General features: G+C 73.1%; 22 protein-coding genes, 1 tRNA gene and 1 riboswitch. Of the genes, 14 read left to right on the top strand and 9 right to left on the bottom strand.

The genetic code is table 11. The annotated features are described in order from the left end of the window. Positions 1 to 18: 18 nt before the first annotated feature. Together BX266_RS12950 and BX266_RS12945 are read right to left on the bottom strand one after the other, a co-directional pair. Positions 19 to 1,566, bottom strand: a complete 1,548-nt coding sequence (locus BX266_RS12950) for a hypothetical protein (protein ID WP_099899513.1) — start codon at positions 1,564 to 1,566, stop codon at positions 19 to 21. A 28-nt stretch (positions 1,567 to 1,594) separates the two neighbouring features. Next, positions 1,595 to 3,142, bottom strand: coding sequence for a hypothetical protein (locus BX266_RS12945; RefSeq protein WP_099899511.1), 1,548 nt, complete (start codon positions 3,140 to 3,142; stop codon positions 1,595 to 1,597). Positions 3,143 to 3,406: 264 nt separating this feature from the next. Here BX266_RS12945 and mycP point away from each other — a divergent pair, with 264 nt between their 5' ends. From mycP to BX266_RS12930, 3 genes are all read left to right on the top strand, one after another. Then, positions 3,407 to 4,801: a type VII secretion-associated serine protease mycosin gene (gene mycP / locus BX266_RS12940; RefSeq protein ID WP_099907792.1), complete on the top strand. Its 1,395-nt coding sequence runs from the start codon at positions 3,407 to 3,409 to the stop codon at positions 4,799 to 4,801. Positions 4,802 to 4,929: 128 nt separating this feature from the next. After that, positions 4,930 to 5,259, top strand: a complete 330-nt coding sequence (locus BX266_RS12935; RefSeq protein WP_099899509.1) for a hypothetical protein — start codon at positions 4,930 to 4,932, stop codon at positions 5,257 to 5,259. 1 nt (position 5,260) lies between these two features. Next, on the top strand, positions 5,261 to 6,763 hold the full coding sequence (locus BX266_RS12930; RefSeq protein ID WP_107490719.1) for a WXG100 family type VII secretion target: 1,503 nt from the start codon (positions 5,261 to 5,263) through the stop codon (positions 6,761 to 6,763). 84 nt (positions 6,764 to 6,847) lie between these two features. On the opposite strand, the gene BX266_RS12925 is transcribed toward BX266_RS12930, so the two are convergent. After that, the gene (locus tag BX266_RS12925; protein ID WP_099899505.1) at positions 6,848 to 7,567 is read right to left on the bottom strand and encodes a DUF427 domain-containing protein; all 720 of its coding nucleotides are present in this window, start codon (positions 7,565 to 7,567) and stop codon (positions 6,848 to 6,850) included. Between the two features lie 122 nt (positions 7,568 to 7,689). Continuing rightward, positions 7,690 to 7,764 (bottom strand) — tRNA-Cys (locus tag BX266_RS12920). Between the two features lie 261 nt (positions 7,765 to 8,025). After that, positions 8,026 to 8,085, top strand: a riboswitch (guanidine-III (ykkC-III) riboswitch). Positions 8,086 to 8,119: 34 nt separating this feature from the next. On the opposite strand from BX266_RS12920, the gene BX266_RS12915 reads away from it, so the two are divergent. Then, positions 8,120 to 8,434: a multidrug efflux SMR transporter gene (locus BX266_RS12915; RefSeq protein WP_099899503.1), complete on the top strand. Its 315-nt coding sequence runs from the start codon at positions 8,120 to 8,122 to the stop codon at positions 8,432 to 8,434. A gap of 83 nt (positions 8,435 to 8,517) precedes the next feature. Further along, positions 8,518 to 9,993, top strand: a complete 1,476-nt coding sequence (locus BX266_RS12910) for an MFS transporter (RefSeq protein ID WP_180290474.1) — start codon at positions 8,518 to 8,520, stop codon at positions 9,991 to 9,993. Positions 9,994 to 10,000: 7 nt separating this feature from the next. On the opposite strand, the gene BX266_RS12905 is transcribed toward BX266_RS12910, so the two are convergent. After that, a complete protein-coding gene (locus BX266_RS12905) occupies positions 10,001 to 11,305 on the bottom strand; it encodes a hypothetical protein (RefSeq protein WP_099899499.1) in 1,305 nt (434 codons plus the stop codon). A gap of 297 nt (positions 11,306 to 11,602) precedes the next feature. Here BX266_RS12905 and BX266_RS12900 point away from each other — a divergent pair, with 297 nt between their 5' ends. Next, positions 11,603 to 14,152, top strand: coding sequence for a phosphatidylglycerol lysyltransferase domain-containing protein (locus BX266_RS12900; protein WP_099899497.1), 2,550 nt, complete (start codon positions 11,603 to 11,605; stop codon positions 14,150 to 14,152). A 93-nt stretch (positions 14,153 to 14,245) separates the two neighbouring features. Next, on the top strand, positions 14,246 to 14,866 hold the full coding sequence (locus tag BX266_RS12895; RefSeq protein WP_099899495.1) for a class F sortase: 621 nt from the start codon (positions 14,246 to 14,248) through the stop codon (positions 14,864 to 14,866). A 53-nt stretch (positions 14,867 to 14,919) separates the two neighbouring features. Here BX266_RS12895 and BX266_RS12890 read toward each other — a convergent pair whose 3' ends face one another. Then, a complete protein-coding gene (locus BX266_RS12890) occupies positions 14,920 to 15,408 on the bottom strand; it encodes an SsgA family sporulation/cell division regulator (RefSeq protein WP_099899493.1) in 489 nt (162 codons plus the stop codon). A gap of 277 nt (positions 15,409 to 15,685) precedes the next feature. Here BX266_RS12890 and BX266_RS12885 point away from each other — a divergent pair, with 277 nt between their 5' ends. The 6 genes from BX266_RS12885 to BX266_RS12860 all read left to right on the top strand — a co-directional run bounded on the left by BX266_RS12885 (position 15,686) and on the right by BX266_RS12860 (position 21,553). Continuing rightward, positions 15,686 to 16,765 carry a sigma-70 family RNA polymerase sigma factor gene (locus tag BX266_RS12885; protein ID WP_180290473.1) on the top strand — a complete coding sequence of 360 codons (1,080 nt, stop codon included), beginning with the start codon at positions 15,686 to 15,688 and terminating at the stop codon, positions 16,763 to 16,765. A gap of 184 nt (positions 16,766 to 16,949) precedes the next feature. Next, complete coding sequence (locus tag BX266_RS12880; protein WP_099899489.1) at positions 16,950 to 18,773, top strand: DEAD/DEAH box helicase; 1,824 nt, start codon at positions 16,950 to 16,952, stop codon at positions 18,771 to 18,773. Between the two features lie 189 nt (positions 18,774 to 18,962). Next, positions 18,963 to 19,199, top strand: a complete 237-nt coding sequence (locus BX266_RS12875) for a TM2 domain-containing protein (protein WP_099899487.1) — start codon at positions 18,963 to 18,965, stop codon at positions 19,197 to 19,199. Positions 19,200 to 19,293: 94 nt separating this feature from the next. After that, a complete protein-coding gene (locus tag BX266_RS12870) occupies positions 19,294 to 19,668 on the top strand; it encodes a DUF2752 domain-containing protein (RefSeq protein ID WP_099907790.1) in 375 nt (124 codons plus the stop codon). A 356-nt stretch (positions 19,669 to 20,024) separates the two neighbouring features. After that, entirely contained in the window at positions 20,025 to 20,675 is a 651-nt protein-coding gene (locus BX266_RS12865) for an IclR family transcriptional regulator (RefSeq protein WP_099899485.1), read from the top strand. Positions 20,676 to 20,743: 68 nt separating this feature from the next. Then, positions 20,744 to 21,553 (top strand): hypothetical protein, encoded by an 810-nt coding sequence (locus BX266_RS12860; protein ID WP_099899483.1) that lies wholly within the window; start codon positions 20,744 to 20,746, stop codon positions 21,551 to 21,553. Positions 21,554 to 21,642: 89 nt separating this feature from the next. Here the strand turns inward: BX266_RS12860 and BX266_RS12855 are convergent, their stop codons facing one another. The 3 genes from BX266_RS12855 to BX266_RS12845 form a co-directional block, all read right to left on the bottom strand. Continuing rightward, entirely contained in the window at positions 21,643 to 22,404 is a 762-nt protein-coding gene (locus BX266_RS12855) for a helix-turn-helix domain-containing protein (RefSeq protein ID WP_099899481.1), read from the bottom strand. A 220-nt stretch (positions 22,405 to 22,624) separates the two neighbouring features. Beyond that, positions 22,625 to 23,107, bottom strand: coding sequence for an Lrp/AsnC family transcriptional regulator (locus BX266_RS12850; protein ID WP_259464680.1), 483 nt, complete (start codon positions 23,105 to 23,107; stop codon positions 22,625 to 22,627). A gap of 66 nt (positions 23,108 to 23,173) precedes the next feature. Continuing rightward, positions 23,174 to 23,698, bottom strand: coding sequence for a hypothetical protein (locus BX266_RS12845; RefSeq protein WP_143686919.1), 525 nt, complete (start codon positions 23,696 to 23,698; stop codon positions 23,174 to 23,176). Between the two features lie 179 nt (positions 23,699 to 23,877). On the opposite strand from BX266_RS12845, the gene BX266_RS12840 reads away from it, so the two are divergent. Next, positions 23,878 to 24,582 carry a response regulator transcription factor gene (locus tag BX266_RS12840; RefSeq protein ID WP_099899475.1) on the top strand — a complete coding sequence of 235 codons (705 nt, stop codon included), beginning with the start codon at positions 23,878 to 23,880 and terminating at the stop codon, positions 24,580 to 24,582. The last annotated feature ends 16 nt before the right edge of the window (positions 24,583 to 24,598 follow it).

The following is a 24,598-nucleotide window of genomic DNA, read 5'->3' as shown; positions in this document are numbered from 1 at the left end:
GGGGACGGTGACACCCCGTCAGCGCTTGACCGGGAGGGTGGCGCGGACGTGCGCCGCCCACTGCTGCTGGAACTGCTCGGGCGTCAGGCCGGTGGCCGCGGTGAGCTGCCGCTGGAACCCGGTCGGATCGCCGTAGTGCGCGGCGACGAACGCCAGCGTCCTGGCCTCCCCGTACTTCGACGCCATCCAGCGCAGCGCGTCCGCGGACAGCGCGTAGTTCGCGCTGCGCTCCTTCGGGTCCTTCGCGTAGAACTCCACCGCGGTGGCCGGCGGCAGGCCGTCGTGGAACGCGAAGTCCTTCACCTTGTAGGCCAGGTCGGTGCGGGCCTTGGCGTCCTTGCCGTGCAGCGCCATGAAGTCCGCGAAGCCCTCGATCACCCACATCCGGACGGTGCTGTCCTCGACCAGGCCCAGGTCGAAGTCGGCCGTCAGCGGCGCCACGATGGCGTGCGCCATCTCGTGCCGGCCGATGTCCGTCACGCCCTCCTGCCACCGGTCCTTGCTGGTGAACCGCTCCAGCGAGGTGTCCATCACGATCCGGCTGCCGCCGATCATGATCTTGCCCTGGCCGGCCTTGTCGGAGTCCGCCGCCTCCACCGCCATGTTGACGCCCGCCTCCAGCCGGTCGTTCTCCCGGCCGTCGCCCGCGTACAGCTTGTTGTAGACGTCCCGGTTCTTCTCCAGCACGACGAAGAAGCCCTCGGCGGCGCTGCGGACCCCGTCGGTCGGCGGCTTGTTCTGCTGCCACACCGCCAGGTCGTCCTTCGCGGCCTGCGCCAGCACGTCGACGTCCCGCTCCAGCTCCGCGGACTGGCCCCGGTCGGACACCACCACCAGGTGGTCCCGGACCTCGACGGCCAGCTCGTCGTACATCTCCCACGGCCCCGGGTAGTAACTGACGTCCGAGGTCCCGCCCATGAGGTCCTTGTCACCGCCCACCGCGGTGACCACGCCCGGTGCCGCCGGACCGCTCACCGTCCACGCGTACGTCTCGGCGATCGGCCGGTTGTCCACCCCCTTCACCTGGTGCACGAACGCCACCGGCAGCACGCCCTTCACCGCGTCTCCCGCCTGCAGCTCCCAACGCGCGGTCTGCCAAGGGATCTTGACCAGGTTGCGGAACACCTTCCGCTGCTTGTCCTGGGTCGGACCGGGCGCGAACGGCTTGACGAACGCCTCCTCGTCCTTCGCCGCCAGCGCCTGCGTCATCCCGTCGACCAGCGCCCGCCACTTCTTCTCCGGGACGTTGTCCTTCGCGTACTGGTGCTGCCGGTTCAGGTTGTTCACCACCAGCAGCGCGAACGCCAGCACCAGCACGGCGAGGACGCCCGCCACCGTGAACGCGATCCGCCGGCCGCGGCGGCGCGGGCGCACCGGCGGCTCGAACTGCTGCTGTTGATAGGGAAGTTGGAACTGCCGGCCGACCGGAAGCGGCTGCTGGTACGGCGGTTGGTGCGGGTGAGGCGGCTGCGCTTGATACGGCGGCTGCGGCTGCGGCTGCGACTGGTACGGCTGGTACGGCTGCTGGCCCGGCGCGGGCGCGCCGGGCTGCGGCGGGTGGCTCACTGCGATTCCCCCTGGATGGTGTGGCCGGTCAGTGCTTCGGGGCGACCGCGCGGACGTGCGCCGCCCAGGCCGACTGGAACTGCGCCGGCGACTGGCCGGTGGCCGCGGTGATCTGCTGCTCGTACTCCTTCGGCCGGCCGTACTGCGCGGCCACGAACGAGAAGACCTTCGCATCGCCGTACTTCGACCCCATGAAGCGCAGCGCGTCGCCGGCCAGCGTGTAGTTCGCGCTGCGCTGCTTGCCGTCGCTGGAGTAGAACTCCGCTCCGTCGCCCGGCAGTTCACCGTTGAAGCGGACGTCCTGCAGGTACGCGGCCATCTCGTCCCGGGCCAGGCTGTCCCGCCCGCGCAGCGCCATGTACTCCCCGAAACCCTCCGCCACCCAGTCGCGCGGATTCCCCGTCCCGTCGAACTCCGGCTGTGCCGTGAGCAGCGGCGCGACGATGGCGTGCGCCATCTCGTGCCGGCCGATGTCCGTCACCCCGTCCTGCCACTGGGAGCTGGTGAACCGGCTGCCCGTGGTGTCCATCACGATCCGGCTGCCGCCGATCAGCATCTCGTCGGGCCCGGCCTTCGACTGGTCCGACGCCCGCATCGGCATGTTGACGCCCGCCTCCAGGCTGTCGTTCGCCTTCCCGTCGCCCTTGTACAGCTTGTTGTAGACGTCCCGGTTCTTCTCCAGCACCACGAAGAACCCGCTCGCGCCCTTGCGGTCGCCCACCGGCGCCGGCGCGTACTTCTGCCAGGCCGCCAGGTCGTCCTTCGCGGTCCGCGCCAGGACGTCCACGTCCCGGTTCAGCTCCGCCGCCTGGTCCTTGCCGGCCATCGCCACCAGGTGGTCCCGCACCTGCACCGTCAGGTCGTCGTACAGGTCCCAGGGCGCCGGGTAGTAGCCGAAGCCCAGGTCCTTGCCCTCGCTGCCCTTGATCCCGCCGACGTCGGTCACCACCTCGGTCCCCGAGTCGACCGGGAGCACCTGCCACCCGTACCGCTCGGTGATCGGCAGGTTGTCCACGCCCTTCACCTGGTGCACGAAGTCCACCCACAGCTGCCCGTTCATCGGCGCCACCGGGGCCTCCCAACGCGCCGTCTCCCACGGGATCTTCAGCAGGTTGCGGAACACCAGCCGCTGCTTCTCCTTGGCCGGCCCCGCGAACGGCTTGACGAACGCCTCCTCGTCCTTCGCCGCCAGCGCCTGCGTCAGGACGTCCGCCACCTTCTGCCACTTCCCCGACTCGGCCGCCATCGGGGACACCGGCATCCGCTTCCGGTTCGCGTTCACCAGCACGACGCCGCCCACCACCACGCCCACCAGCACCACCAGCACCACCCCCAGGCAGGCCGGCTTCCGCCCCGCCCCGCCCCGCTGCGGCGGACCCCCCGGCCCACCCCACCCCGGCGCCCCGCCCCACCCCTGCGGCGGCAACTGCTGCCCCGGAAAGGGCTGCTGATACGGCGTCTGGTGCGGCTGCGGGTACGGCTGCTGGTACGGCGGCTGCGGATACGTCGGATGCTGCGGCTGCGGCGGCCCGGGCTGCCCCGGAAAGGGCGCGCCGGTCTGCGGCGGGTACGTCACAAGATCCCCCTGGATGAACGACGCGCCATTCATAGCACAGCAGTTGACCCCGCCTCCCGGCCCATTCCCGCAGCACCGCCCGCACGGTGCGGGTGCGGACCGCCGCCCGTCCACCCCGGCTCCGGGTGGGGAGCCGGTGAAATGTAGTGGGCCTGTCACGGGGTGTCTGCATCACCGGCAGTGCCGGACGATACGATCGGACCGTCCTGGGTTCCGGGGGCGCTGCGAGAACGAACGGGCTGTCAATCGACTGACGGGGTGCTGATGACGCTGACCAAAGCCATGCGCGTGCTCGGTGCGACCGCACTGACCGGTGCGCTGCTGTTCACGGCCACGCCGACGGCGTCGGCGGACCAGGTCCGCGACGCGCAGTGGACGACCTCGTTCCTCGGCCTGGAACGGGCGTGGTCGGTCAGTCGTGGCGACGGAGTGATCGTCGCCGTGATCGACACCGGTGTCGACGCCTCGCACCCGGACCTTGCGGGGTCGGTGCTGGAGGGCTTCGACAAGAGCGGCAAGGGCCACAACACGGACCCCACCGACCCGCACGGCACCGCGATGGCGGGCATCATCGCCGCGCACGGCCACGGTGACGGGGTGGGGGCCATGGGCGTCGCGCCGGCCGCGAAGATCCTGCCGGTCTTCAGGGCGTCGTCGGACGGCACCGGCGTGTTCCCCGAGGGCATTCGCTGGGCCGTCGACCACGGTGCCAAGGTCATCAACATCTCGCAGGGCATGAAGGGCAACCCGGGGCAGGACAAGGAGCTGACCAGCGCGGTGGCCTACGCCGCGCAGCACGATGTGCTGATCGTCGCCTCCGCGGGGAACGACGGCGGCGGGGTGGTGGAGAGCCCCGCCAACGAGCCCGGGATCGTCGCGGTCGGCGCCGTCGACAAGTCCGGTTCGATCTGGTCGATGTCCAACTACGGTTCTCAGGTGCTGCTGTCCGCTCCCGGCGTGGGTGTCGTCGCCCCCGGTAGCTGCTCCGGCGGTCAGTACTGCATCGGTGACGGCACCTCGGACGCGACCGCCTTCGTCTCCGGTACGGCAGCCCTTGTGCGGGCCAAGTACCCGGAGCTGACCGCCGGTCAGGTGGCGAACCGACTGACCAAGTCGGCGAAGGCCGCAGGCGGTAAGGCCCCCGACCCGCACTACGGGTACGGCGTTCTGTCGCCGTACGACGCGCTGACCAAGGACATTCCCGAAGGTTCCGCCCAGGGCCCGCTGACCGGTCCCTACGCCAAGACGGCAGCCGGCGCGCCGAGTTCGAGCGCGGGGGCCGCGTCCGGTGGCGGGTCGGAACCGACCGGCGGTCTCCCGGCCGCGCCCGACATGTCCGGCAGCAGCAGCGACGAGGGCCTCGGCGCGGGCGTGCTGGTGGCCGTCGGCGGAGCCGCCGTCCTGCTGGTCGTGCTGATCGCGGTTCTGGTGGCCAGGGGCCGCCGACGTCCGGTCCCGGTTCCTCCGCAGGGGCAGCAGCCGCCGTACGGCGCGCCGCCGGCGTGGCGGGGGAACCAGCAGCAGTACGGCCAGCAAGCCCCGCCGCCGGGCTACCCGCCGCAGCAGTACGGCCAGCAGGCCCCGCCGTCGGGTTACCCGCCGCAGCAGAACCCGTACCAGAACCCGTACGGCCCCGGGGGCAACCAGCCTCCGCGTTGACGGCGTATGGGTACAAGCGCCGAGTTGGCGATACGATCGAATGCTGCAACCAACTGACCTGACGTGTCGACGGGTTGAGCATGCGCACGGGGACGATATTCGATACTCCAGGGGGAGGAGAGGGCCGCATGGCCGACGGTTACCGCGTCAACACGGACGAACTGGAAGCGGTCGTGAGACGACTGCGAGCGATCCAGCAGAACATGGCTCAGACCGCCGACAAGAGCGCCTACGGAACTGAGGTCGCGGCGTCGGACTTCGGGGTCAACTTCAGCCATGCCACCAGCCTTCACGAGGCTCACAGCAGGATGCAGGGGTGGCTGAACAGCACCATCCAGGACCTGAGCACGCTGATCAACGAGTTCGGCGACAAAGCCCAGGCGGTCAACAACGCCTACAAGGGCCAGGAAGCGGACAACGCTGCTGCGATGGCCAAGTACAGTCAGGAGCTGAGCTGACATGGACGAGCGCTTTCCGGAGTACGAAGGCCAGGCGCTGATCCCGCTGAAGGCGATGCTGTCCCACGCGCAGCCCGGCAACCTCAAGCGGGCTGCCGAGCACTGGGGGACGGCGAGCTCCGATCTGCAGACCGCCGCGAGCGAGCTCCAGACGGCCGTCGAGCACGCGATGGCCAACTGGGAAGGTGCGGCGGCGGACGGGTTCGCCAAGAAGGCAGCGGTCATTCAGGAGAGTCTGTCCAACACTGCCTCGCACGCGACCAAGACCTCGCAGGCCATGTACCTCGCGTCCGACGCGCTTCAGTCCGCGAAGGCCAACATGGACCAGATCTCGGTGCCGAGCTCGCTCGACAGCGGGATGAAGTGGCTGGGTGACCTCGGCGACCGGTCGGACGCGCAGTTCAAGGCCGACCTCGCCGGCGGCATGAACCGCTTCGACGCCGTGAACAAGAACTACGACGAGCTGTCGGCGACGGAGATCCAGCACCAGTACGCCATCGGCACGATGGAGTACCTGGCTCCGTACTACGCGCAGGCGGCCAGCGAGATGCCGCCGCCCCCGGGAAGCCGGGGCACCGAGTCCGCCTTCCCGCCGCCGCCGGAGAACCCGCCGAACCCGGTCGGTCCTCCGCCGGTGTCGCCGCCGCCGCCGATGCTGCCGCCGAAGCTGCCGCCGGACCAGACCGGGAAGGTGCCGCAGCCGGCGCCGACGAACCCGCCGGGGCTGCCGAACGTGGAGCCGCCGAAGCACACGACGCCGCCGGGGATCCCGCCGCTGACGACGATGCCCGCGCCTGGGCATCTTCCTCCGGTGGGGCCGCCGAGCACGGGGATCGACGGGGTCAACCTGCCGCCTTCGGTGGGGGTTCCGATCGCGCCCGGGATCGGGATGCCGGGCGGTGGCGGCACGGTGCCCGGGGTCGGGACCGGTGGTGGTGGCGGCGGGGGCGGTGGCTTCCCCGGTGGGGGTGGCATCATTCCCGGCCTCGGTGGCGGCGGCGGGTACTCCGGCGGCGGCGCCGGCGGTGGCCGGGTCTCCGGTGGCGGGCTGTCGGGCGGTGCCGGGGGCAAGACCTCCGGTGGGCTGGCCGGTGGTTCGGGGGCGACCAGGCCCGGTGGCGCCGGTAGCACGTCGGGCACGGGCGCCGCGGGCGGCCGGGGCGCGATGGGCGCCGGCGGCATGGGCGGTATGCACGGCGGCGGCGGTGGTGCCGGTGGCGCGAAGGGCGGTGCCAAGGGTGGCAGCGGTCTGGTGCGCAAGGCCGGTGGCACGGTCGGCGGCGCGAAGGGCGCCGGTGCGGGTGGCCGGGCGTTCACCGAGGGCGGTTCGGGCATCGGCAAGGGCCGGGGCGCCGGGGCGGCCGGGGCCGGTGGGATGCACGGGGCGCCGGGTGCCGGTGGCGCGGGCAAGAAGAAGAAGGGCGAGGGTCACCGTCCCGATTACCTGATCGAGGACGAGGACACCTGGCGCGGTGGCTCGGCGAACCCGCCGGTCATCGAGTAGTCGAACCAGAGCCGGCCGCGGCGGGCGTCGGCGGCGGTCCTGACGGACCGTCGCCGACGCCCGCCGTCGTCGTGCGCGGCCCGGTCAGTCGACGTGCAGGGTGACCCGGTCGTCGTAGAAGGAGACCAGGCCGGCGATCTTCAGGGACTCGGCGAGCGGGGTGGGGTACGTCCAGGCGACGTCCTGGTGGAGGGTGTCGCCGAGGCGCACGGACAGGTGGTCGGCGGAGCCCTTGTAGGGGCAGTGGGTGGTCCTGGTGCCCGGTTCGAAGAGCGGGAGGACCAGGTCGGTGGGCGGCAGGTAGTAGCGGGTGGGCAGGCCGGTCTCGAAGAGCAGCCGCGGGGAGCGGGAGAGCGCCAGCAGGGTGCCGTCGAGGTCGACCCGGACGGTGCGGGAGGAGGCCAGGACGTCGATCCGGACGTACGGGTCGCGGGCGCCCCAGCGGACCTGCTCGTCCTCCTCGTACCAGGCGTCCATGGCGGCCCAGTCGAAGCGCAGGTGCCCGCGGATCGCCTCGGCGGGGGAGTCGGGGTACTGGCGGACGGCGTGCTGGGCGGTCCGGCCGTTCGCGGTGAGGTCGAAGATCCGGGCGTGGCCGAGCTGCGGGCGGTGCGAGGTGCGGTCGGTGGCGGTCAGCAGGTCGGTGCGGACGTCTTCCACCGGGACGTAGTGGACGGGGTGGCGGGGGTGTTCCCAGACCAGCAGGGCGCGGGTGGTGTCGGCCACCGCCAGGCCGCCGAGGTAGGTGCGGATGCGCTTGCCGCAGGGTTCGATCCGCGGCACGGTTCGGTCGCTGGAGGACATGACTGTGACAACGGCCCGGGACGGGCAGGAATTTCCGGCGGCCCGGATATACGGAAATGGGCAGCAGAATTCACCGGTCGCGCCGGGTGGAAATGGCGGCCGGTGAATTCCGAGGAGCAGCGTGGAGACCATGACGGGAATCGAACCCGTGTAAACCGTTTTGCAGACGGTTCCCTGAACCACTCGGGCACATGGTCGTGGAGTGGTGCACGCAGGGAGCAACGGCCCTGCGGGGGAGTAGAGTTGCGATCAGGCGCAACAGGAGGAACACGGACAGCCGGGACAGGGGGCACAGGTGCGGAGCGCCGCGCGGGCCACCGTCTTCCTGTTCATCGCCTTCTCCTGTCACCGTTCGGGCTGTCCGGTGAATTCACTATAGCGGGCGGCGAGGGGTGCGCGTCAATATTCGCGGATGAATTCCGCGTGTCGGCGCCGTGCTACGGTCGGAAGGGAGACGGGCGCTCGGTCGGCCGTCCCGGACGAGGTGCGTCGTACCCGGTCTGACAAGACGGCGCGGTAGGTGTTTCGACTACTGCGGAGGAGTCCGTCGTCATGGCGTGGGTGGTTCTGATCGTCGCCGGAGTGCTGGAGACCGTGTGGGCGGTGGCGCTGGAGGCGTCCAAGGGATTCTCGCGGCTGGTGCCGAGCCTGGTGTTCGCGGTGGCGCTGGTGCTGTCGATGGGCGGGCTGGCGTACGCGATGCGTTCGATCCCGCTGGGGACGGGTTACGCGGTGTGGGTGGGGATCGGCGCGGTGGGCACGGCGCTGTACGGGATGGCGGCGATGGGTGACGCGGTGAGCGTCGCCCGGATCACCTGCCTGGTGCTGATCCTCGGCGGCGTGGTGGGTCTGAAGGTCCTGCACTAGGCCCGGCCTACGCCCCGGGACGGAGGGCCGGTTCCGCCCGCAGGTCAGGATCGAAAAGCCGGAACGGCACTTACCATGTCGGAGTGACGAGCACCCCCCGGGCCGGGACGGCAGAGACGGCAGAGACGGCAGCAGCGACCCAGGTCCCGCGGCGGGCGCCCGTGGTCGACGACGGTGCGGGCGGGGTGCTCAGCGGCCCCTGGCGGGCGCTGACCCTGGGCATCGTGTCGGTGGTCCTGCTGCTGGCCTTCGAGGCGACCGCGGTGAACACGGCGATGCCGACCGCCGCCGCGCAGCTGGACGGGATCGGGCTGTACGCCTTCGCGTTCTCCGCGTACTTCACCACCACGCTGCTGGCGATGGTGGTGTCGGGGCAGTGGTGCGACCGGCGCGGGCCGCTGGCGCCGCTGTTCAGCGGCATCGCGGTGTTCGCGGCGGGGCTGGTGACGGCCGGCACGGCGGTGAACATGTGGATGTTCGTCGCGGGCCGGGCGATCCAGGGGCTCGGCGGCGGGCTGGTGATCGTCGCGCTGTACGTGGTGGTCGGCCGGGCGTTCCCGGAGCGGCTGCGGCCGTCGGTGTTCGCGGCGTTCTCGGCGGCCTGGGTGCTGCCCTCCGTCCTGGGCCCGGTGATCTCCGGCGCGGTGACCCAGCACCTGGGCTGGCGCTGGGTGTTCCTGGCCGTCCCGGTGCTGGTGCTGCTGCCGCTGGCGGTGATGGGCCCGGCGCTGCGCCGCTCGGAGCGCGACCGGCCGCTGACCGAGCGCCGGCCGTACGACCGGCGGCGGACCCGGGACGCGGCGATGGCCGCGCTGGGAGCGGCGCTGCTGCAGTACGCGGGCCAGCGGCTGGACGGCTGGGCGGTGCTGCCGGCCGCGGCGGGGCTGGCGCTGCTCGGCCCGGCGGTGCTGCGGCTGCTGCCGCGCGGGACGCTGCGGGCGGCCCGCGGGCTGCCGACGGTGATCCTGCTGCGCGGGGTCGCGGCGGGCGCGTTCTTCGCGTCCGAGCTGTTCATTCCGCTGATGATGCAGACCCAGCGCGGCCTGTCGGTGACGATGGCGGGCCTGACGCTGGCGCCGGGCGGGCTGTCCTGGGCGCTGGGGTCGTGGCTGCAGGGGCGGCCGGGCGCGGAGCGGCACCGGGACGCGATGATCCGGTTCGGCTTCGTGGCGACGGCGGTGGCGATCGGCGGGGCGGCGCTGGTGCTGTTCGCGGCGGTGCCGGTGTGGGTGACGGCGGCGTTCTGGGCGCTCGGCGGCGTCGGGATGGGCCTGGCGATCGCCAGCATCAGCGTGCTGATGATGCGGCTGTCGAAGCCGGCCGAGACCGGTGAGAACTCGGCGGCCCTGCAGCTGAGCGACGCGCTGGGCAACGTGCTGCTGACCGGCCTGGCCGGGGTGCTGTTCGCGGCGCTCGGCGGCGGCGCGGTGGGTGCGGTGGCGCACGACGCGGCGCTGCCGGCCGGGGCGTTCGCCGCGGTGTTCCTGACCATGCCGGCGGTGGCGCTGGCGGGTGCGCTGCTGTCCGGCCGGACCGTGGTGGCCCGGTCGGACGGCTGACGGCGGGTCAGGCCTTGGCGGCGGCCGAAGCGGGCGCGGAGGCCGGGACCGACGGGGCGGCGGAGGTGGCGGCCCCGCCGAGGTAGGCGTTCCAGCCGCCGGTCGGGCCCTGGCCGGGGGCGAGGGCCTGGAGCTTGCGGAGCACCGCCGGGTCCTGCACCTCCAGCCACTCGACCAGCTGGCGGAAGGAGACCATCCGGACCTCGGGCTTGTCGGCGATCTGCTTGAGGGTCTCCTCGACGGCGTTCATGTAGATGCCGCCGTTCCACTGCTCGAAGTGGTTGCCGATGATGAACGGCGCCCGGTTGCTGTTGTAGGCGCGGTCGAAGCCGGCCAGGTAGGCGTCCCGGGCCTGGTTCTGCCAGAAGGCCTGCCGGCCGGGGTCGCCCTTGGTGTTGTCGCCGGACTGGTTGTACATGATGTTGTAGTCCATCGAGAGCACCTGGAAGCTGTGCCCGGGGAACGGGATGGACTGCAGCGGCATGTCCCACAGCGCGTTTCCGGCGAACTTCTGCGGCCACATCTGCAGCCCGCCGGGGCCGGAACTGTCGTACTTCCAGCCGCGCTTGACGGCGGTCGGGAGCAGTCCGCGCTGGCCCTCCAGGCAGGGGGTGCGGCCGCCGATCAGCTCCTTGCGGTAGTCGAACGGGAGCGCGGGCAGGTCGGTGTTGCCGCTGTTGGTCCGCCAGTTCATGACGAAGTCCATCGCCTGCTGGATCTCGCTGTCCCAGTCCTCGGGGGACCAGCGGCCGCCGCCGTTGGAGCCGCAGAAGTGCCCGTTGAAGTGGGTGCCGATCTCGTGCCCGTCCAGCCAGGACGCGCTGATCTGCTCGATGGTGGCGCGGATGTGCTGGTCGCTCAGGTAGCCGATGTCGGAGGCGCCGATCGGGTGCTGCGGCGGGCGGTACAGCGACTTCTTCGACTCGGGCAGCGTGTAGATGCCGCTGAGGAAGAAGGTCATGGTGGCGTCGTGTTCCTTGGCGAGCTTGCGGAACCGGCTGAACAGCTGGTTGTCGAGCTCGCCCGCGCCGTCCCAGGAGAACACCACGAACTGCGGGGGCCGCTGGCCGGGCTCCAGCGGCTCGGGCTTGGGCTGGTTGGGCTGCGGTCCGGTGTCGGAGGTGGAGCCGTCGCCGATCAGGGTGGCGGGCGGCTTGGGCACCGCGCTGGGGCTGCCGTTCGCCGCGAGGCCGTCGGCCTGCGCGGGCGGGGCGGCGCCCCCGTTCCCGGAGGTGCTCGCGCAGCCGGCGGCGAGGGTGGCGGCGGTCGCCGCACCGGCGGCCAGCAGAGTCCTGCGGGAGAGGGCGTCCATGTCTCACATCCGTTCACCAGGGAGTAAGGGGAAGTCACCGGCCGGATGGACGGTCCATCAGATGAAATGAAGAGATGCGTCGTCCGGAGGATTCGGGCTCAGCATGGCACGGCTCCGAGCGGCACGCCGGTAAGCACGGCCACGGTACGGATGACCGGGGGACGCCGCGCCGAGACGCTCACCTGTTCGGCGCACCGGACCGGAGCGCCACCGCCGCCGCGCAGTTGACTTGGCGTCAGATGGCACGCACACCCGCACGCACCCGCCCGCCCCACGACACGGAGGTCGCACCCGCCCATGTGGCAGTCGCTGCTGGACGCCTACCGGGACCGGATCGTCGAGACCGGACGCGAGCCGCTGTTCCTGCTCCTGCTCGGACTCGTGCTGTCCTTCCTGTTCATCCGGCTCAGCACCCGGATGATCCGCGCCCAGGTCCGCTGGTGGCCGGGCAACGTCACCCCGGGCGGCATGCACATCCACCACGTGGTGTTCGGCCAGGCCGTGCTGCTGATCTGCGGCGTCGGCGCGTTCGCGATCCGCGGCGACGGCGGCTCCTGGTGGAACCTGCTCGGCTTCGGGTTCGGCGTCGGCGCCGGGCTGGTGCTGGACGAGTTCGCCCTGGTGCTGCACCTCAAGGACGTCTACTGGTCCACCCAGGGCCGCACCTCGGTGGACGCCGTGATGCTCGCCGTCGTCATGATCGGCCTGCTGCTGGTCGGCGAACTCCCGCTCGGCGGCTTCGCCCGGGACCCCGACGGGGCCACCTACGCGGGCGCGGCCGTCCTGCTGGCGCTGGTGATGATCAGCCTGCTCAAGGGCAAGACCTGGACCGGGCTGCTCGGCATCATGCTCTGGCCGCTGGCCCTGGTCGGCGCCCTCCGGCTGGCCCGGCCCGCCAGCCCGTGGGCGCGCTGGCGCTACCGCTCCCGCCCCCGCCGGCTGGCCCGCGCCGAACGCCGCGAGGACCGGATCCACCGCCGCCTGGTCGCCGCCAAGACCGCCGCCTACGACCTGCTGGCCGGCACCCCGGACGCCGACCCGGCCGCCGCCGCCCCGGTGCCCGCCCCGGCCGAACCGCCGACGGCGGACCGGGCCGCGGTCGACGCCGAGGCCGCGGTCGAGGCCGCGGTCGAGGTCGAACCGTCGCCGCCCGCGCCCTGGCGGCTGCGCTGCGCCGCCTTCGCCCAGTGGTACCTGCGGATCGCCACCCTGCTCAACCTGCTCGGTGCGGTCATCACCCCGTTCCGCGAGCAGGTCGAACGGGTCAACCGCGGGGACTACTTCACCCCGGTGCTGGTCACCTCGGGCTTCACCAGCGCGCTGGTCGCCGGCCTGCTCGCGGTGATGCTGCGCCGCCGCAAGCGCGCCGCCTGGATCACCGCCTTCGCGCTGACCGTCCTGCACGCCGCGGTCTACGCGGTGGCGATGGTCTTCCCGGAGTACCGCGCCCACCCGTTCAACTGGGTGTCCTCCGTGCTCACCCTCGCCCTGCTGGTCGCCCTCTGGTTCGGCCGCGGCGCCTTCCGGGTCCGCGGTGGTCGCCGCAACGTGCTGCTCGCCGCCGCGGTGCTGCTGCTCGGCGGGGCGCTGCTCACCGGCCTCGGCGCGCTCGCCGTCCGGCTCGGCCACACCGGCGCACTGCCCGGCTGGGGCGACGCCGCGCACTACGTGGTGCTCCGCCTGGTCACCCTGTCCGGCACCGTCGACGTCACCGGCGTGGACGTCCCGCGCTGGCTGGACCTCTCGCTCAACCTGCTCGGCACCGCCCTGCTGCTGCTCACCCTGCGCATCCTGCTGCGCTCACCGCGCGGCGCCGAATGGCAGAGCCCCGAGGACGAGCTGCGGCTGCGCCGGCTGCTGGACGTGCACGGCGGCCGGGACTCGCTGGGCTACTTCGCGCTGCGCCGCGACAAGTCGGTGTGCTTCTCGCCCAGCGGGAAGGCAGCCGTCGCCTACCGGGTGGTCAACGGCGTCGCGCTGGCCTCCGGCGACCCGATCGGCGACCCGGAGGCCTGGCCGCAGGCCATCGAGGACTGGCAGCACCGGGCCCGCACCCACGCCTGGATCCCCGCCGTCACCGGCGCCGGCGAGCAGGGCGGCACCGTGTACGCCAGGGTCGCCGGGCTGCGCGCGCTGCACCTCGGCGACGAGGCGGTGGTCGAGGCGGCCGGGTTCACCCTGGACGGGCGGGAGATGCGCGGCCTGCGGCAGACCTGCAACCGGGTCGCCCGGGCCGGGTACGCCGTGGTGCTTCGCCGTCACCGGGAGATCCCCGCCGAGGAGTTCGCCGACCTGGTGCGGCTGGCCGACGCCTGGCGGCACGGCCGCACCGAGCGCGGCTACTCGATGGCGCTCGGCCGGCTCGGCGACCCCGCCGACGGGGACTGCCTGATCGCCGAGTGCCGGGACGAGGCGGGGCGGACGGCCGCGCTGCTGTCCTTCGTGCCGTGGGGCGCGGACGGGCTGTCGCTCGACCTGATGCGCCGTGACCGGGAGTCCGACAACGGGCTGGTGGAGTACACCGTCGCTCAGCTGCTGGACCGCGCCGAGGGGCTCGGGGTCGCCCGGGTGTCGCTGAACTTCGCCATGTTCCGCGAGGTGTTCGAGGAACGGCTGGGCGCCGGCCCGGTGCTGCGGCTGTGGCGCGGGGTGCTGCGCTTCCTGTCCCGCTGGTGGCAGCTGGAGTCGCTGTACCGGGCGAACGCACGCTACCGCCCGACCTGGGAGCCCCGTTACGTGCTGTACGAGAAGGCGTCCGAGCTGCCGGCGATCGGCGTCGCCAACGCGCTGGCGGAGGGGTTCCTGACCAGGCCCCGGCTCCGGCGCGGACGGCGGGGCCAGGCCTGACGGGGCGTCACCCGGACAGAACGCACCGGGTGCCGCGGGCCGCCGCACTGGCTTGACTGGGCGGGTCGGGTCCGGTGGCGGCGGGAGCGTGCGGTGGTCGAGCGGGCGTGGACGGGGGCGGTGGCCGCCGCGGGGGCGATCCTGCTGGGGGCGGGCCTGCTGCACGGGGGCCTGGTCGGTGGCCTGCCGCCCGCGCCGCCGGCCGCGCAGGCGTACGACGGGACCCCGGTCGGCCCCGCGGTGCCGCCGCTGCCGCCGTCGCCGCCGGTGCGGATCCGGATCCCGGTGCTGGGCGTGGACGCGCCGGTGGCCCGGCTCGGGCTGGACGGGCAGGGGCGGCTGCAGCCCCCGCCGGCGGCGGACCGCAACCTGGCGGGCTGGTTCGGGGACGGCACGGCGCCCGGTTCGAGCGGAGCGGCGGTGCTGGCCGGGCACGTGGACAACGCGCACGGCCCGGCGGTGTTCTACCGCCTGGGCACCCTGCGCAAGGGGGACCAGCTGGAGGTCGCGCGGGCGGACCGGGCCAGCGCCTGGTTCCAGGTGGACGGCGTGGAGGTCTACCCGAAGGCGGAGTTCCCGGACGGCAAGGTGTACAAGGCCACGCCGGACTCCCAGCTGCGGCTGATCACCTGCGGCGGGAGCTTCACCCGTGAGGGCGGCTACGACGGGAACGTGGTGGTGTACGCGCACCTGGTGCGCACCCAGCGGGCCTGAGCGTCCGACCGGCCAGAGCGTCCGACGGGGCGTCGGGGGCCGCCCCGTCGGGGTCAGGCGAGCAGCTGGGCCAGCGCCGCGTCGCAGTCCAGGTGGTGCAGCTCCTGGCCCTCCGGGACGGCCAGCAGGGTGCTCCACAGGAAGCGGCGCAGCTCGATCCGGTCGAACTGGAGCAGGGCGACGCCGTCGGGGGAGCGCAGCTCCACCATGGTGCGCCCGCCGAGCGCGGGCCGGATGTGGACGTCGCCCTCGCCGCTGGGCAGCTCGAGGCCGGCGGACAGCAGCTGGCGGGCGAACACCCACTCGATCTCCGGGACCGGCGGGGCGGCGTCCGGCAGCCGGCCGGCGGCCGGGTCGGGGGAATCCGGGAGCAGGGCGGGGTCGCCGGTCTCCAGGGCGAACTCGGCGGGGAAGAGCATCCGGACGGCCAGCGGGTCGTCCGGGCGGTAGCGCAGGGTGACCCGCAGCAGGGCGGAGCGGTGGGTGCTGACGATCAGCCGGGCGTGCGTGGTCTGCTCGACCGGCGCGGGGGCTGCGAACAAGGCGGGTCCTCCGGAAAGTACGGGCTGGTGCGGGTGCGACCGGTGTCGTATCCCGTTACTGAAGAGTCATGAGCGGCGGGAGGGATTACACCTGTTTCCGACCTTCCCACGGTGATCCGCGTCACACCCGGGCGGACCAATCCGGGCATTTCGGGCGGGTGGCATGGGCACTCCATGGGCAGCGGCGGGCGGCCCCGGGCAGGATCGCCGGAACCGCGCGGGCCCCACCACCGTCCGCCCGGCGCGCACAGGGGAGGGCGACACCATCGAGACGCGAGTGCCGGCGGTCGAGCGAACACCGCCGGCCACGTACACCGAGCTGTACCGCAGCCACCACCCGGGCCTGTTGCGGTACGCCAGCAGCCTGACCGGGGGCGACCGCTGGAAGGCCGAGGACCTGGTCGCCGAGGCCCACCTGCGGGTCTGGCACCGGCTGGCCGCCGGGCAGCGGATCGAGGACCCGCGGGCGTACCTGGCCACCACCGTCCGGCACCTGGCCGCCGCCCCGGTACGCGAGAAGGCCGCCGCCGACCTGCCCGGCGGGCCCGCCGGGGGAGCGGAGGACCCGGCGCCGCGGGTGGCCGAGACCGACCGGATGCGCGGGCTGCTCGCCCAGCTCCCCGAGCGGTGGGCGCAGGCGCTCTGGCTGTCCGAGGTGGAGGGGCTGCCGCCCGGCGAGGTCGGCGCCCGGCTCGGAGTGGGCCGGGGCGCCGCCGCCGTCCTGGTGCACCGGGCCCGCGAGGGCCTGCGGCTGGCCTACCTGCGGGCCTACCCGGGCACCCCGCGCGACCCCGGCTGCGCCGGGCACTGGCCCGCGCTGGCCGGCCAGGTGCGCGGGCGGGCCGGGCGGCGGGTGCAGCGGCACCTGGCGGGCTGCGCGGACTGCCGGGGACGGCTGGCCGTGCTGCGCCGGGTCAACCGGCGCCTGGCCGGGCTGGCCGGGACCGCTGCGGCGCTGCTGGCCGCGCTGGTGTTCGCCCCGGCGGCCGAGGGGGAGCAGCGGACGGCCGCCGGCCGGGGCGGACCCGGCTGCGAGGTGCGGTACCGGGTGACCGAGCTGTCCGGGGACCGGTTCAGCGCCCGGCTGTCCCTGCGCAACACCTCCGACCGGTCGGTCTCCGGCTGGGCGCTGCGCCGGCCGCTGCCCGCGGGCGAGCACCTGACGGCGGCCTGGCCGGGCACCGGCGCGGGCTCCGAGCCGCCCGGCGGGGCGGAGATCCACGACGGCGGCCGGAACGCCGAGGTGCCGCCCGGCGGATCCGCGGTGACCGGCTTCACCGGCAGCTGGACCCACCCGCACCCGGCCCCGCGGACCATCACCCCGAACGGCCGGCCGTGCCGCGTGAAGGTCCGGTGACGGGTGCCCGACCGGAGTGGGACGCGCGCCACAGGAGCGCGCCGCCGCCGCCGAACGGGGTGGCGAAGGGGCTAGGCTGGGCGGGTTCCACGACCGCCCGCCGCCCGCGGGAACGGGGCCTCGCACAGGCCCTGACCTGCGACGACCCTGTTCGGAGACCGTGACTACCGCCGCCTCCTCCTCGATGTCCCCGCTGTTCTCGCACGCCGACAGCACCCACCCCCGCCCGAGCGGAACCTCCGCCGCCGCGCATCTGTCCCCGGCCTTCCCCGGTCGCGCCCCCTGGGGCACCGCGGGCCGCCTGCGGGCCTGGCAGCAGGGCGCGCTGGACGCGTACATCGAGAAGCAGCCCCGGGACTTCCTGGCGGTCGCGACCCCGGGCGCGGGAAAGACCACCTTCGCCCTGACCCTGGCGTCCTACCTGCTGCACAACCACCTGGTGCAGCAGATCACCGTGGTCGCGCCCACCGAGCACCTGAAGAAGCAGTGGGCGGAGGCCGCCGCCCGGATAGGGATCCGGCTGGACCCGGCGTACTCCTCGGGCCCGCTGTCCAAGGACTACCAGGGCATCGTGGTGACGTACGCGGGCGTCGGGGTGAACCCGATGCTGCACCGGAACCGGACCGAGGCCCGCAAGACGCTGGTGATCATGGACGAGATCCACCACGCCGGCGACTCCAAGTCCTGGGGCGAGGCCTGCTTCGAGGCGTTCGAGCCGGCCACCCGCCGGCTGGCCCTCACCGGCACCCCGTTCCGCTCGGACACCAACCCGATCCCGTTCGTCCAGTACGACGCCGGGAGCGACGGCATCCGCAAGTCGATCGCCGACTACACCTACGGCTACGGGCACGCGCTGGCCGACCACGTGGTCCGGCCGGTGATCTTCCTCAGCTACTCCGGCAACATGCGCTGGCGCACCAAGTCCGGCGACGAGCTGGAGGCCCGGCTCGGCGAGCCGATGACCAAGGACCTGATCGCCCAGGCCTGGCGGACCGCGCTGTCCCCGCAGGGCGAGTGGATCCCGGCGGTGCTGCAGGCCGCCGACCGGCGGCTGACCGAGGTCCGCAAGGGCATCCCGGACGCCGGCGGCCTGGTGATCGCCACCGACCAGACGGTGGCCCGCGCCTACGCCAAGATGCTGCGCGAGATCACCGGCGAGAAGGTCGCCCTGGTGCTCTCCGACGAGTCCGAGGCCTCCCAGCGGATCTCCGACTACGCGGAGGGCACCTCGCGCTGGATGGTGGCCGTCCGAATGGTGTCCGAGGGCGTCGACGTGCCCCGGCTGTGCGTCGGCGTGTACGCCACCTCGATCTCCACCCCGCTGTTCTTCGCCCAGGCCGTCGGCCGTTTCGTCCGCGCCCGCAAGCGCGGCGAGACCGCCTCGGTGTTCCTGCCGACCATCCCGATGCTGCTCGGCTTCGCCAACGAGATGGAACTGCAGCGCGACCACGTCCTGGACCGCCCGAAGAAGGAGGGCGACGGGCTGTTCGACGAGGAGGACCGGCTGCTCGCCGAGGCCGAGAAGGCCAACGACGGGCCGGACACCGCGGGCGAGGAGTTCTCCTACGAGGCGCTGGGCAGCGAGGCGGTCTTCGACCGGGTGCTGTACAACGCCATGGAGTTCGGCATGCAGGCGCACCCGGGCAGCGAGGAGGAGGAGGACTACCTCGGCATTCCGGGCCTGCTCGAACCGGACCAGGTGCAGATGCTGCTGCAGAAACGTCAGCACCGGCAGATCCAGCGTTCCAAGGCGAAGCCGGCCGAGGAGGCCGACCTGCTGGAACTCCCCGCCGAGGAACGCCCGGTGGTGACCCATCAGGAGCTGCGCGAGCTGCGCAAGGAGCTGAACGCGCTGGTCGCGGCCTGGCACCACCGCACCGAGCAGCCGCACGGCACCATCCACAACGAGCTGCGCCGGCAGTGCGGCGGCCCGCTCACCGCGCAGGCCACGGCCAACCAGTTGAAGGCGCGGATCGCGCGGATCCGGGAGTGGGCGACGCAGGGCTGACGAACCGTCAGTCGGCTTTCCCAACACTTGGCAAAGAAAGTGTGGAGACGAGCGGTCCGATGATCCGCTAATCTTCCGCGTGCCGGTGCTGGGGGGACCAACACGCGTGGTGACGCCTCGGCATGCGGTGAACCCGCCGGTTCCGTCTTCACCGACGGACCGGCCCCGCATCCCAAGAGGAGTCCCCCCGTGGCGTACCCCGCCCAGAACCCCGCACAGTCCGACAAGTCGAAGGTCGTCGCCGGCCTGCTGCAGATCTTCTTCGGCTACCTCGGCATCGGCCGCTTCTACACCGGCCACGTCGGCATGGGCATCGCCCAGCTGCTCACCTGCGGCGGCCTCGGCTTCTGGTCGCTGATCGACGGCATTCTCTTCCTGGTCAGCGACACCCGCACCGACGCCCAGGGCCGCGTGCTGAAGTCCTGACGTGCACGCCGAACCGACCGGCCGGCGCCCCCGCCCCGCGGACACCCGCGGCGGGGGCGCCGGCCGTCGGCCGTTCCCGGGCCTCCGGGCGGCCCTGCGGCACCCCGCGGCCGCCCCGCTCGGCCTGCTGGCCGCGGCGGCGGCCGGCTCGGCGTACCTGTGGACCCGCGACCCGCACCTGCCCGGGCAGGCGCTGCCGTTCTGCCCCTGGCGCCGGCTGACCGGCCTGCAGTGCCCCGGCTGCGGCGGGACCCGGATGGCGTACGACCTGCTGCACGGCGACCTCGCCGCCGCCTGGCACGACAACGCCGCACTGCTGCTGGCCCTCCCGTTCGTCGCCGCCTGGTTCGTGGTCCGACTGCGGCACGGCCTGGCCGGCCGGCACTGGCGGCTGCGCCTCGGGCCGCGCGCGGTGACCGCGCTGCTGGTCGCCGCCGGGCTCTGGACGGTCGGCCGCAACCTGCTCTGACCCGCCGCGGCGGGCGGGCGGCCTGTCCGGGTAGCGGTCAGATATCGAACACCCGCGCGGTCGGGGCGTGGATTATGGGCGTCTTATCCGGTTTTTAGTCACGACTTTCCATCGATGCTGACCGAATTTTGGACAAACACTTCCGCAGCGCGCCCCTGGTTCATTAGCGTCTCCCCACACTCACCCGGGCCCCACCCCGAAGCCCGGCGGAGTGCCGCGGAGCTCTGCGCCGAGCCGACGTCGTCGAGGCCGGACTCCCGCGCCGGACAACCCCTCCAGCGCGCGATCAATTCCGGTGCGGCCCACGGCAGTTCTGCCGTAGGGTCGGACTCGCCGCGGAAAGGACCTGGCGCCCCGTGACTGCTGAGACATCCCAGACCCTGGACAGAGGTGTCCGGGTACTGAAACTGCTGGCCGACTCCGAGCGCGGGCTGACGGTGACCGAGCTGGCCGCCCGACTGGCCGTCAACCGCACCGTGGTCTACCGCCTGTTGGCCACCCTGGAACAGCACGGACTGGTCCGCCGGGACATCGGCGGCCGGGCCCGGGTCGGCCTCGGCGTGCTGCGCCTGGCCCACCGCGTGCACCCGCTGCTGCGCGAGGCCGCGCTCCCCGCGCTGCGCTCGCTCGCCGAGGACCTCGGCGCGACCGCCCACCTCACCCTGGTCGACGGCAACGAGGCGCTCGCCGTCGCGGTGGTCGAGCCGACCTGGACGGACTTCCACGTCGCCTACCGCACCGGTCTGCGCCACCCGCTCACCGAGAGCGCGGCCGGCCGCGCCATCCTGGAGGCCCGCAGCTTCCCCGGCCAGCGCCGCCCCGAGCAGGGCTTCGTGATCACCCGCGCCGAGGAGCAGTCCGGGGCCAGCGGGGCCGCCGCCGCGCTGATCGGCCTGAGCGGCATCGAGGGCAGCGTCGGCGTGGTGATGCTCAACGGCCTGGTGCCCGAGCGGGTCGGCCCGCGCGTGGTGGAGGCCGCCACCGAGGTCGCCGACGCGCTGCGCTGAGCCGGCGGCGGGCGGGTCCCTCCGCGCGGGCGTCCCTGGCGGGCCCCGCGGTGTGTTTGGATGCGGGTGTGGCTTCCCAGAACCCGTCGCCCTCGGTCCTGACCTCCCTGCGGGCCCGCGCCCTCGGCCTGTGCGCGCTGCCGGTGGTCGCGCTGCTCGCGGTGGCCGCGTTCGTGCCGCTGCCGTACACCCTGGAGTCGCCCGGCATCACCGCCGACACCCTGGGGCAGTACAACGGCCGACCGGTGATCACGATCACCGGCACCCAGCTCCGGCAGACCTCCGGGCAGCTGCGCGCGGTCACCATCTCGGCCACCAACCCGGGTGACCGCAACTCGTTCTGGGACTCGCTGCGGGCCTGGGGCGACGGCAAGCAGGCGGTGGTCCCCACCGAGGAGGTGTACCCGCAGTCCGATCCGGCGAAGGCCAACGAGGTGACGCTGCAGCAGATGACGGAGTCCCAGGACAGCGCCACGCTGGCCGCGCTCGGCTACCTGCACCTCTCGCCGGACCAGGTGAAGGTGACCATCGACCTCGGCGACATCGGCGGCCCCAGCGCGGGGCAGATGCTGGCGCTGGGCATCGTCGACAAGATCAACGGCAACGGCGAGGGCGGTGACCTGACCGGCGGGAAGACCGTGGCGGGCACCGGCACGGTGGACCCGGACGGCCGGATCGGCGAGGTCGGCGGCGTCCCGCTGAAGACCCAGGCCGCGGCCGCGGCCGGGGCGACGGTGTTCCTGCTGCCGCGCAGCGAGTGCACCCAGGGCAAGGTCAACACCCCGGCCGGCCTGCAACTGGTCCCGGTGGACACGCTGGCCGACTCGATCGCCGCCCTCGGCGCGCTGAACAACGGCGGCGCCGTCCCGCACTGCTGACCGCCCGCACGCGGTCGGTGGGACCGGGCGTGCACCCCCGTGCGCCCGGCCCTCGAACAGGAAGCCTCCCCCGGGAACGGCGCGCGGGCCTACAGCCCGAACGCGGCGGTCACCAGGTCGTCGCCGACCCGGGTGCGCAGTTGGCCGGCGATCTCGGGTAACCGGTGCGCCTGGGTCATCGGCAGCGCCACCGCCACCGCCGCCAGCCCGCTGCCCAGCACGATCGGCACCGCCGCCCCGGCGGTGCCCAGCGCGTACTCCTGGTACTGGGTGATCGGCACCGCCCGCTGCGGGCCCTGCTTGGGCAGCAGCGGCAGGTGGGCGGGCTCGCGCAGGGTGTAGGGGGTGAACGGCACCATCGGGTAGCGGGCCAGGTGGGCCCGCCGCTCCTCGGCCGACATCAGCGCCAGCAGGGTCTTGCCGGCCGCGTGGGCGTGCGCGCCGGACCGGAAGTGCCGCGGATCGGCGGTGGGGGCGCCGGGTGCGGCCGCCGCCGCGACCAGGTCGACCTCGCCGTCCTTGTACCAGGCGAAGTGGACGGCCGCGGACAGCTCGTGGGCGAGCCGGCCGAGCAGCCCGTCCAGCCGGGAGCGGCCGGCCGCCGGACTCTCCTCCCGGGTGAGTCCGGAGACCGCGGGCCCGGTGCAGTACAGGCCCTCGCGGCGCTCCAGGTAGCTGTCGTGCACCAGGGTGCGCAGCAGGTGGTAGGTGGTGCCGAGGGCCAGCCCGGTGTCCCGGGCCAGCTGCTTGGCGGTGGCGCCCGCCGGGTGGCGGGCGGCGGCCTCCAGCAGGCGCAGCGCGCGCTGCGCGGAGGTGATCAGGGTGGTCGGCGCGTCGGTGATCCGGCTCATCGGGCGGCCCCCGCGGTCGGAACGGGTCCTCGGCCGGGCTGTGCTGACGGTGGGACAGCTGGCGAGCACTCAGGGAGTGCGGTCCGTATGCTCATGGCTGCGATCTTGGCGTGCACGAGCAAAAGGCATATGCCAAAAAAACCGGCCGGGGCCCGGCGACACGCCCTGGCGACGACATTGACCGGCCGTCAGTGACCCTCCGCAGTCGCTGCGGTGACGCTCAGGAGCCGGCCGCCTGGTCGACCAGCGGCAGTACCCGGTACGGCACGGGGTTCTCCAACGCGATCGCGGTCGACGCCCGGACGATCCCGTCGAAGCCCACCACCCGGTCGATCACCCGCTGCAGGTCCGCGTTCGAACGGGCCACGATCCGCACCAGCATGTCGCCGTGCCCCGTGATGGTGTGCAGCTCCAGCACCTCCGGCACCGCCGCCAGGTGCGCCCGGACGTCCGCGCCCTGCCCTTGGGAGATCTCCAGGGTGGCGAACGCCGTCACCGGGTAGCCCAGCGCCGCCGGGTCCACCTGCGGACCGAAACCGCCGATCACCCCGCGCGCCTGCAGCCGGTCCAGCCGGGCCTGCACGGTGCCGCGCGCCACCTGCAGGCGGCGCGAGCACTCCAGCACGCCGATCCGCGGCTCCTCGGCGAGCAGCCGGATCAGCTTTCCGTCCAGCGCGTCGATGGCTTCGGGCTGCGGGGGCACGGGGCGGCTCCAGGGGCGGGGCGGTCGGGCGTCGACCGACATTGTGCGGCCGGTCCGCCCCGCCCGTCAGCCCGGCTCGGTCTGCACCGTCGGCTCGGTGCCGTTCCAGGTCACCCACATCTGCGAGACCCGGTCGTCCTTGGAGAAGTTGATCCGCAGCCACTTGTCGCCCTGCCAGGTCTGCACCTTCCAGCCGACCTCGGGCGTCGCCGAGATCAGCTTCGCCTCGGTGGGCTGCAGGTCCAGCGCCACCCGGCCGCCCGGCAGCAGGTAGCTGTGCACCGTCCCCGCCGGAGTCGGCGACCGGCGCGCGGCCGTCGTCGACTTCGCGGGCGCGGTCGTCCCCGGCGCTGGGTCGGGATCGGGACTCGGGCTCGGCGCGGCCGAGGTGGCCGGCGCGGCCGACGGCGACTCGTTCGGCGGGGGCGCGACCGGCTCCGTCCTCGACGAGGCAACCGACGGCAGCGCCACCGCCACCGGCTGTTCGAACACCGTGTCGACGAGCACCGCGTGCACGCCGAGCCAGGACAACGCCACCGCTGCTCCGGTGGCTGCCGTCCAGGCGCCCAGTTGAACCAGTCCGCTCCGCATCGCGGGCCCATCCTGCCGTACGAAGGTCACGGGCAGGTCAGCGGCCCGGGCAATCCTCAGTAACCTTGCGGAAAACGACCGCCGGGTTTCCGCAAAGCCCCAGCCCCTGCCCGTTCCTGCGCGTCCTGAACCCCCCGAGGTACAGACCAGTTCGCCGCTATGCCGTACCGTGCAGCCCCATGGCAACAGTGCTTGTGGTCGAGGACGACCCCTTTGTGCGTTCCGCCCTGATCCGCCATCTGGCCGACACCGGCCACGCCGTGCGCTCCGTCGGCACCGCGCTGGAAGCGCTGCGCGAAGTCGCCCAGGTCGGCTGCGACCTGGTGATCCTCGATCTGGGGCTGCCCGATCTGGACGGCAGCGAGGCGCTCAAGATGATCCGCGGACTGACCAACGTTCCCGTCATCATCTCCACCGCACGGGACGACGAGGCGGAGATCGTCCGGCTGTTGAACGACGGCGCGGACGACTACCTGGTGAAACCTTTCTCCGGAGAGCATCTCACCGCCCGGATGGCAGCGGTCCTGCGCCGGCTCGGCGGCGGCGCCCTGATGGCCCCGCAGATCCTGCGGGTCGGCGGCCTCGCCATCGACCCGCAGCGCCGCGAGGCCCTGCTCGACGGGCAGCGCCTCGACCTGACCCGCCGCGAGTTCGACCTGCTGGCCTTCCTCGCCGCCCGCCCCGGCGTGGTCGTCCCGCGCAAGGAGATCCTCGCCGAGGTCTGGCGGCAGACCTACGGCGGCGACCAGACCATCGACGTCCACCTCTCCTGGCTGCGCCGCAAGCTCGGCGAAACCGCTTCCAGCCCGCGCTACCTGCACACCGTGCGCGGCGTCGGGGTCCGCCTGGAGGCGCCCTCCGGACCGGTCGGGTGCACGACGTGAAGCGCATCCTCCGCTC

The organism is Streptomyces sp. TLI_171 (assembly GCF_003610255.1).
In the GTDB taxonomy this organism is placed as follows: domain Bacteria; phylum Actinomycetota; class Actinomycetes; order Streptomycetales; family Streptomycetaceae; genus Kitasatospora.
The sequence above is the reverse complement of the archived record's forward strand: the minus strand, read 5'-3'. Positions and strand labels throughout refer to the sequence as shown.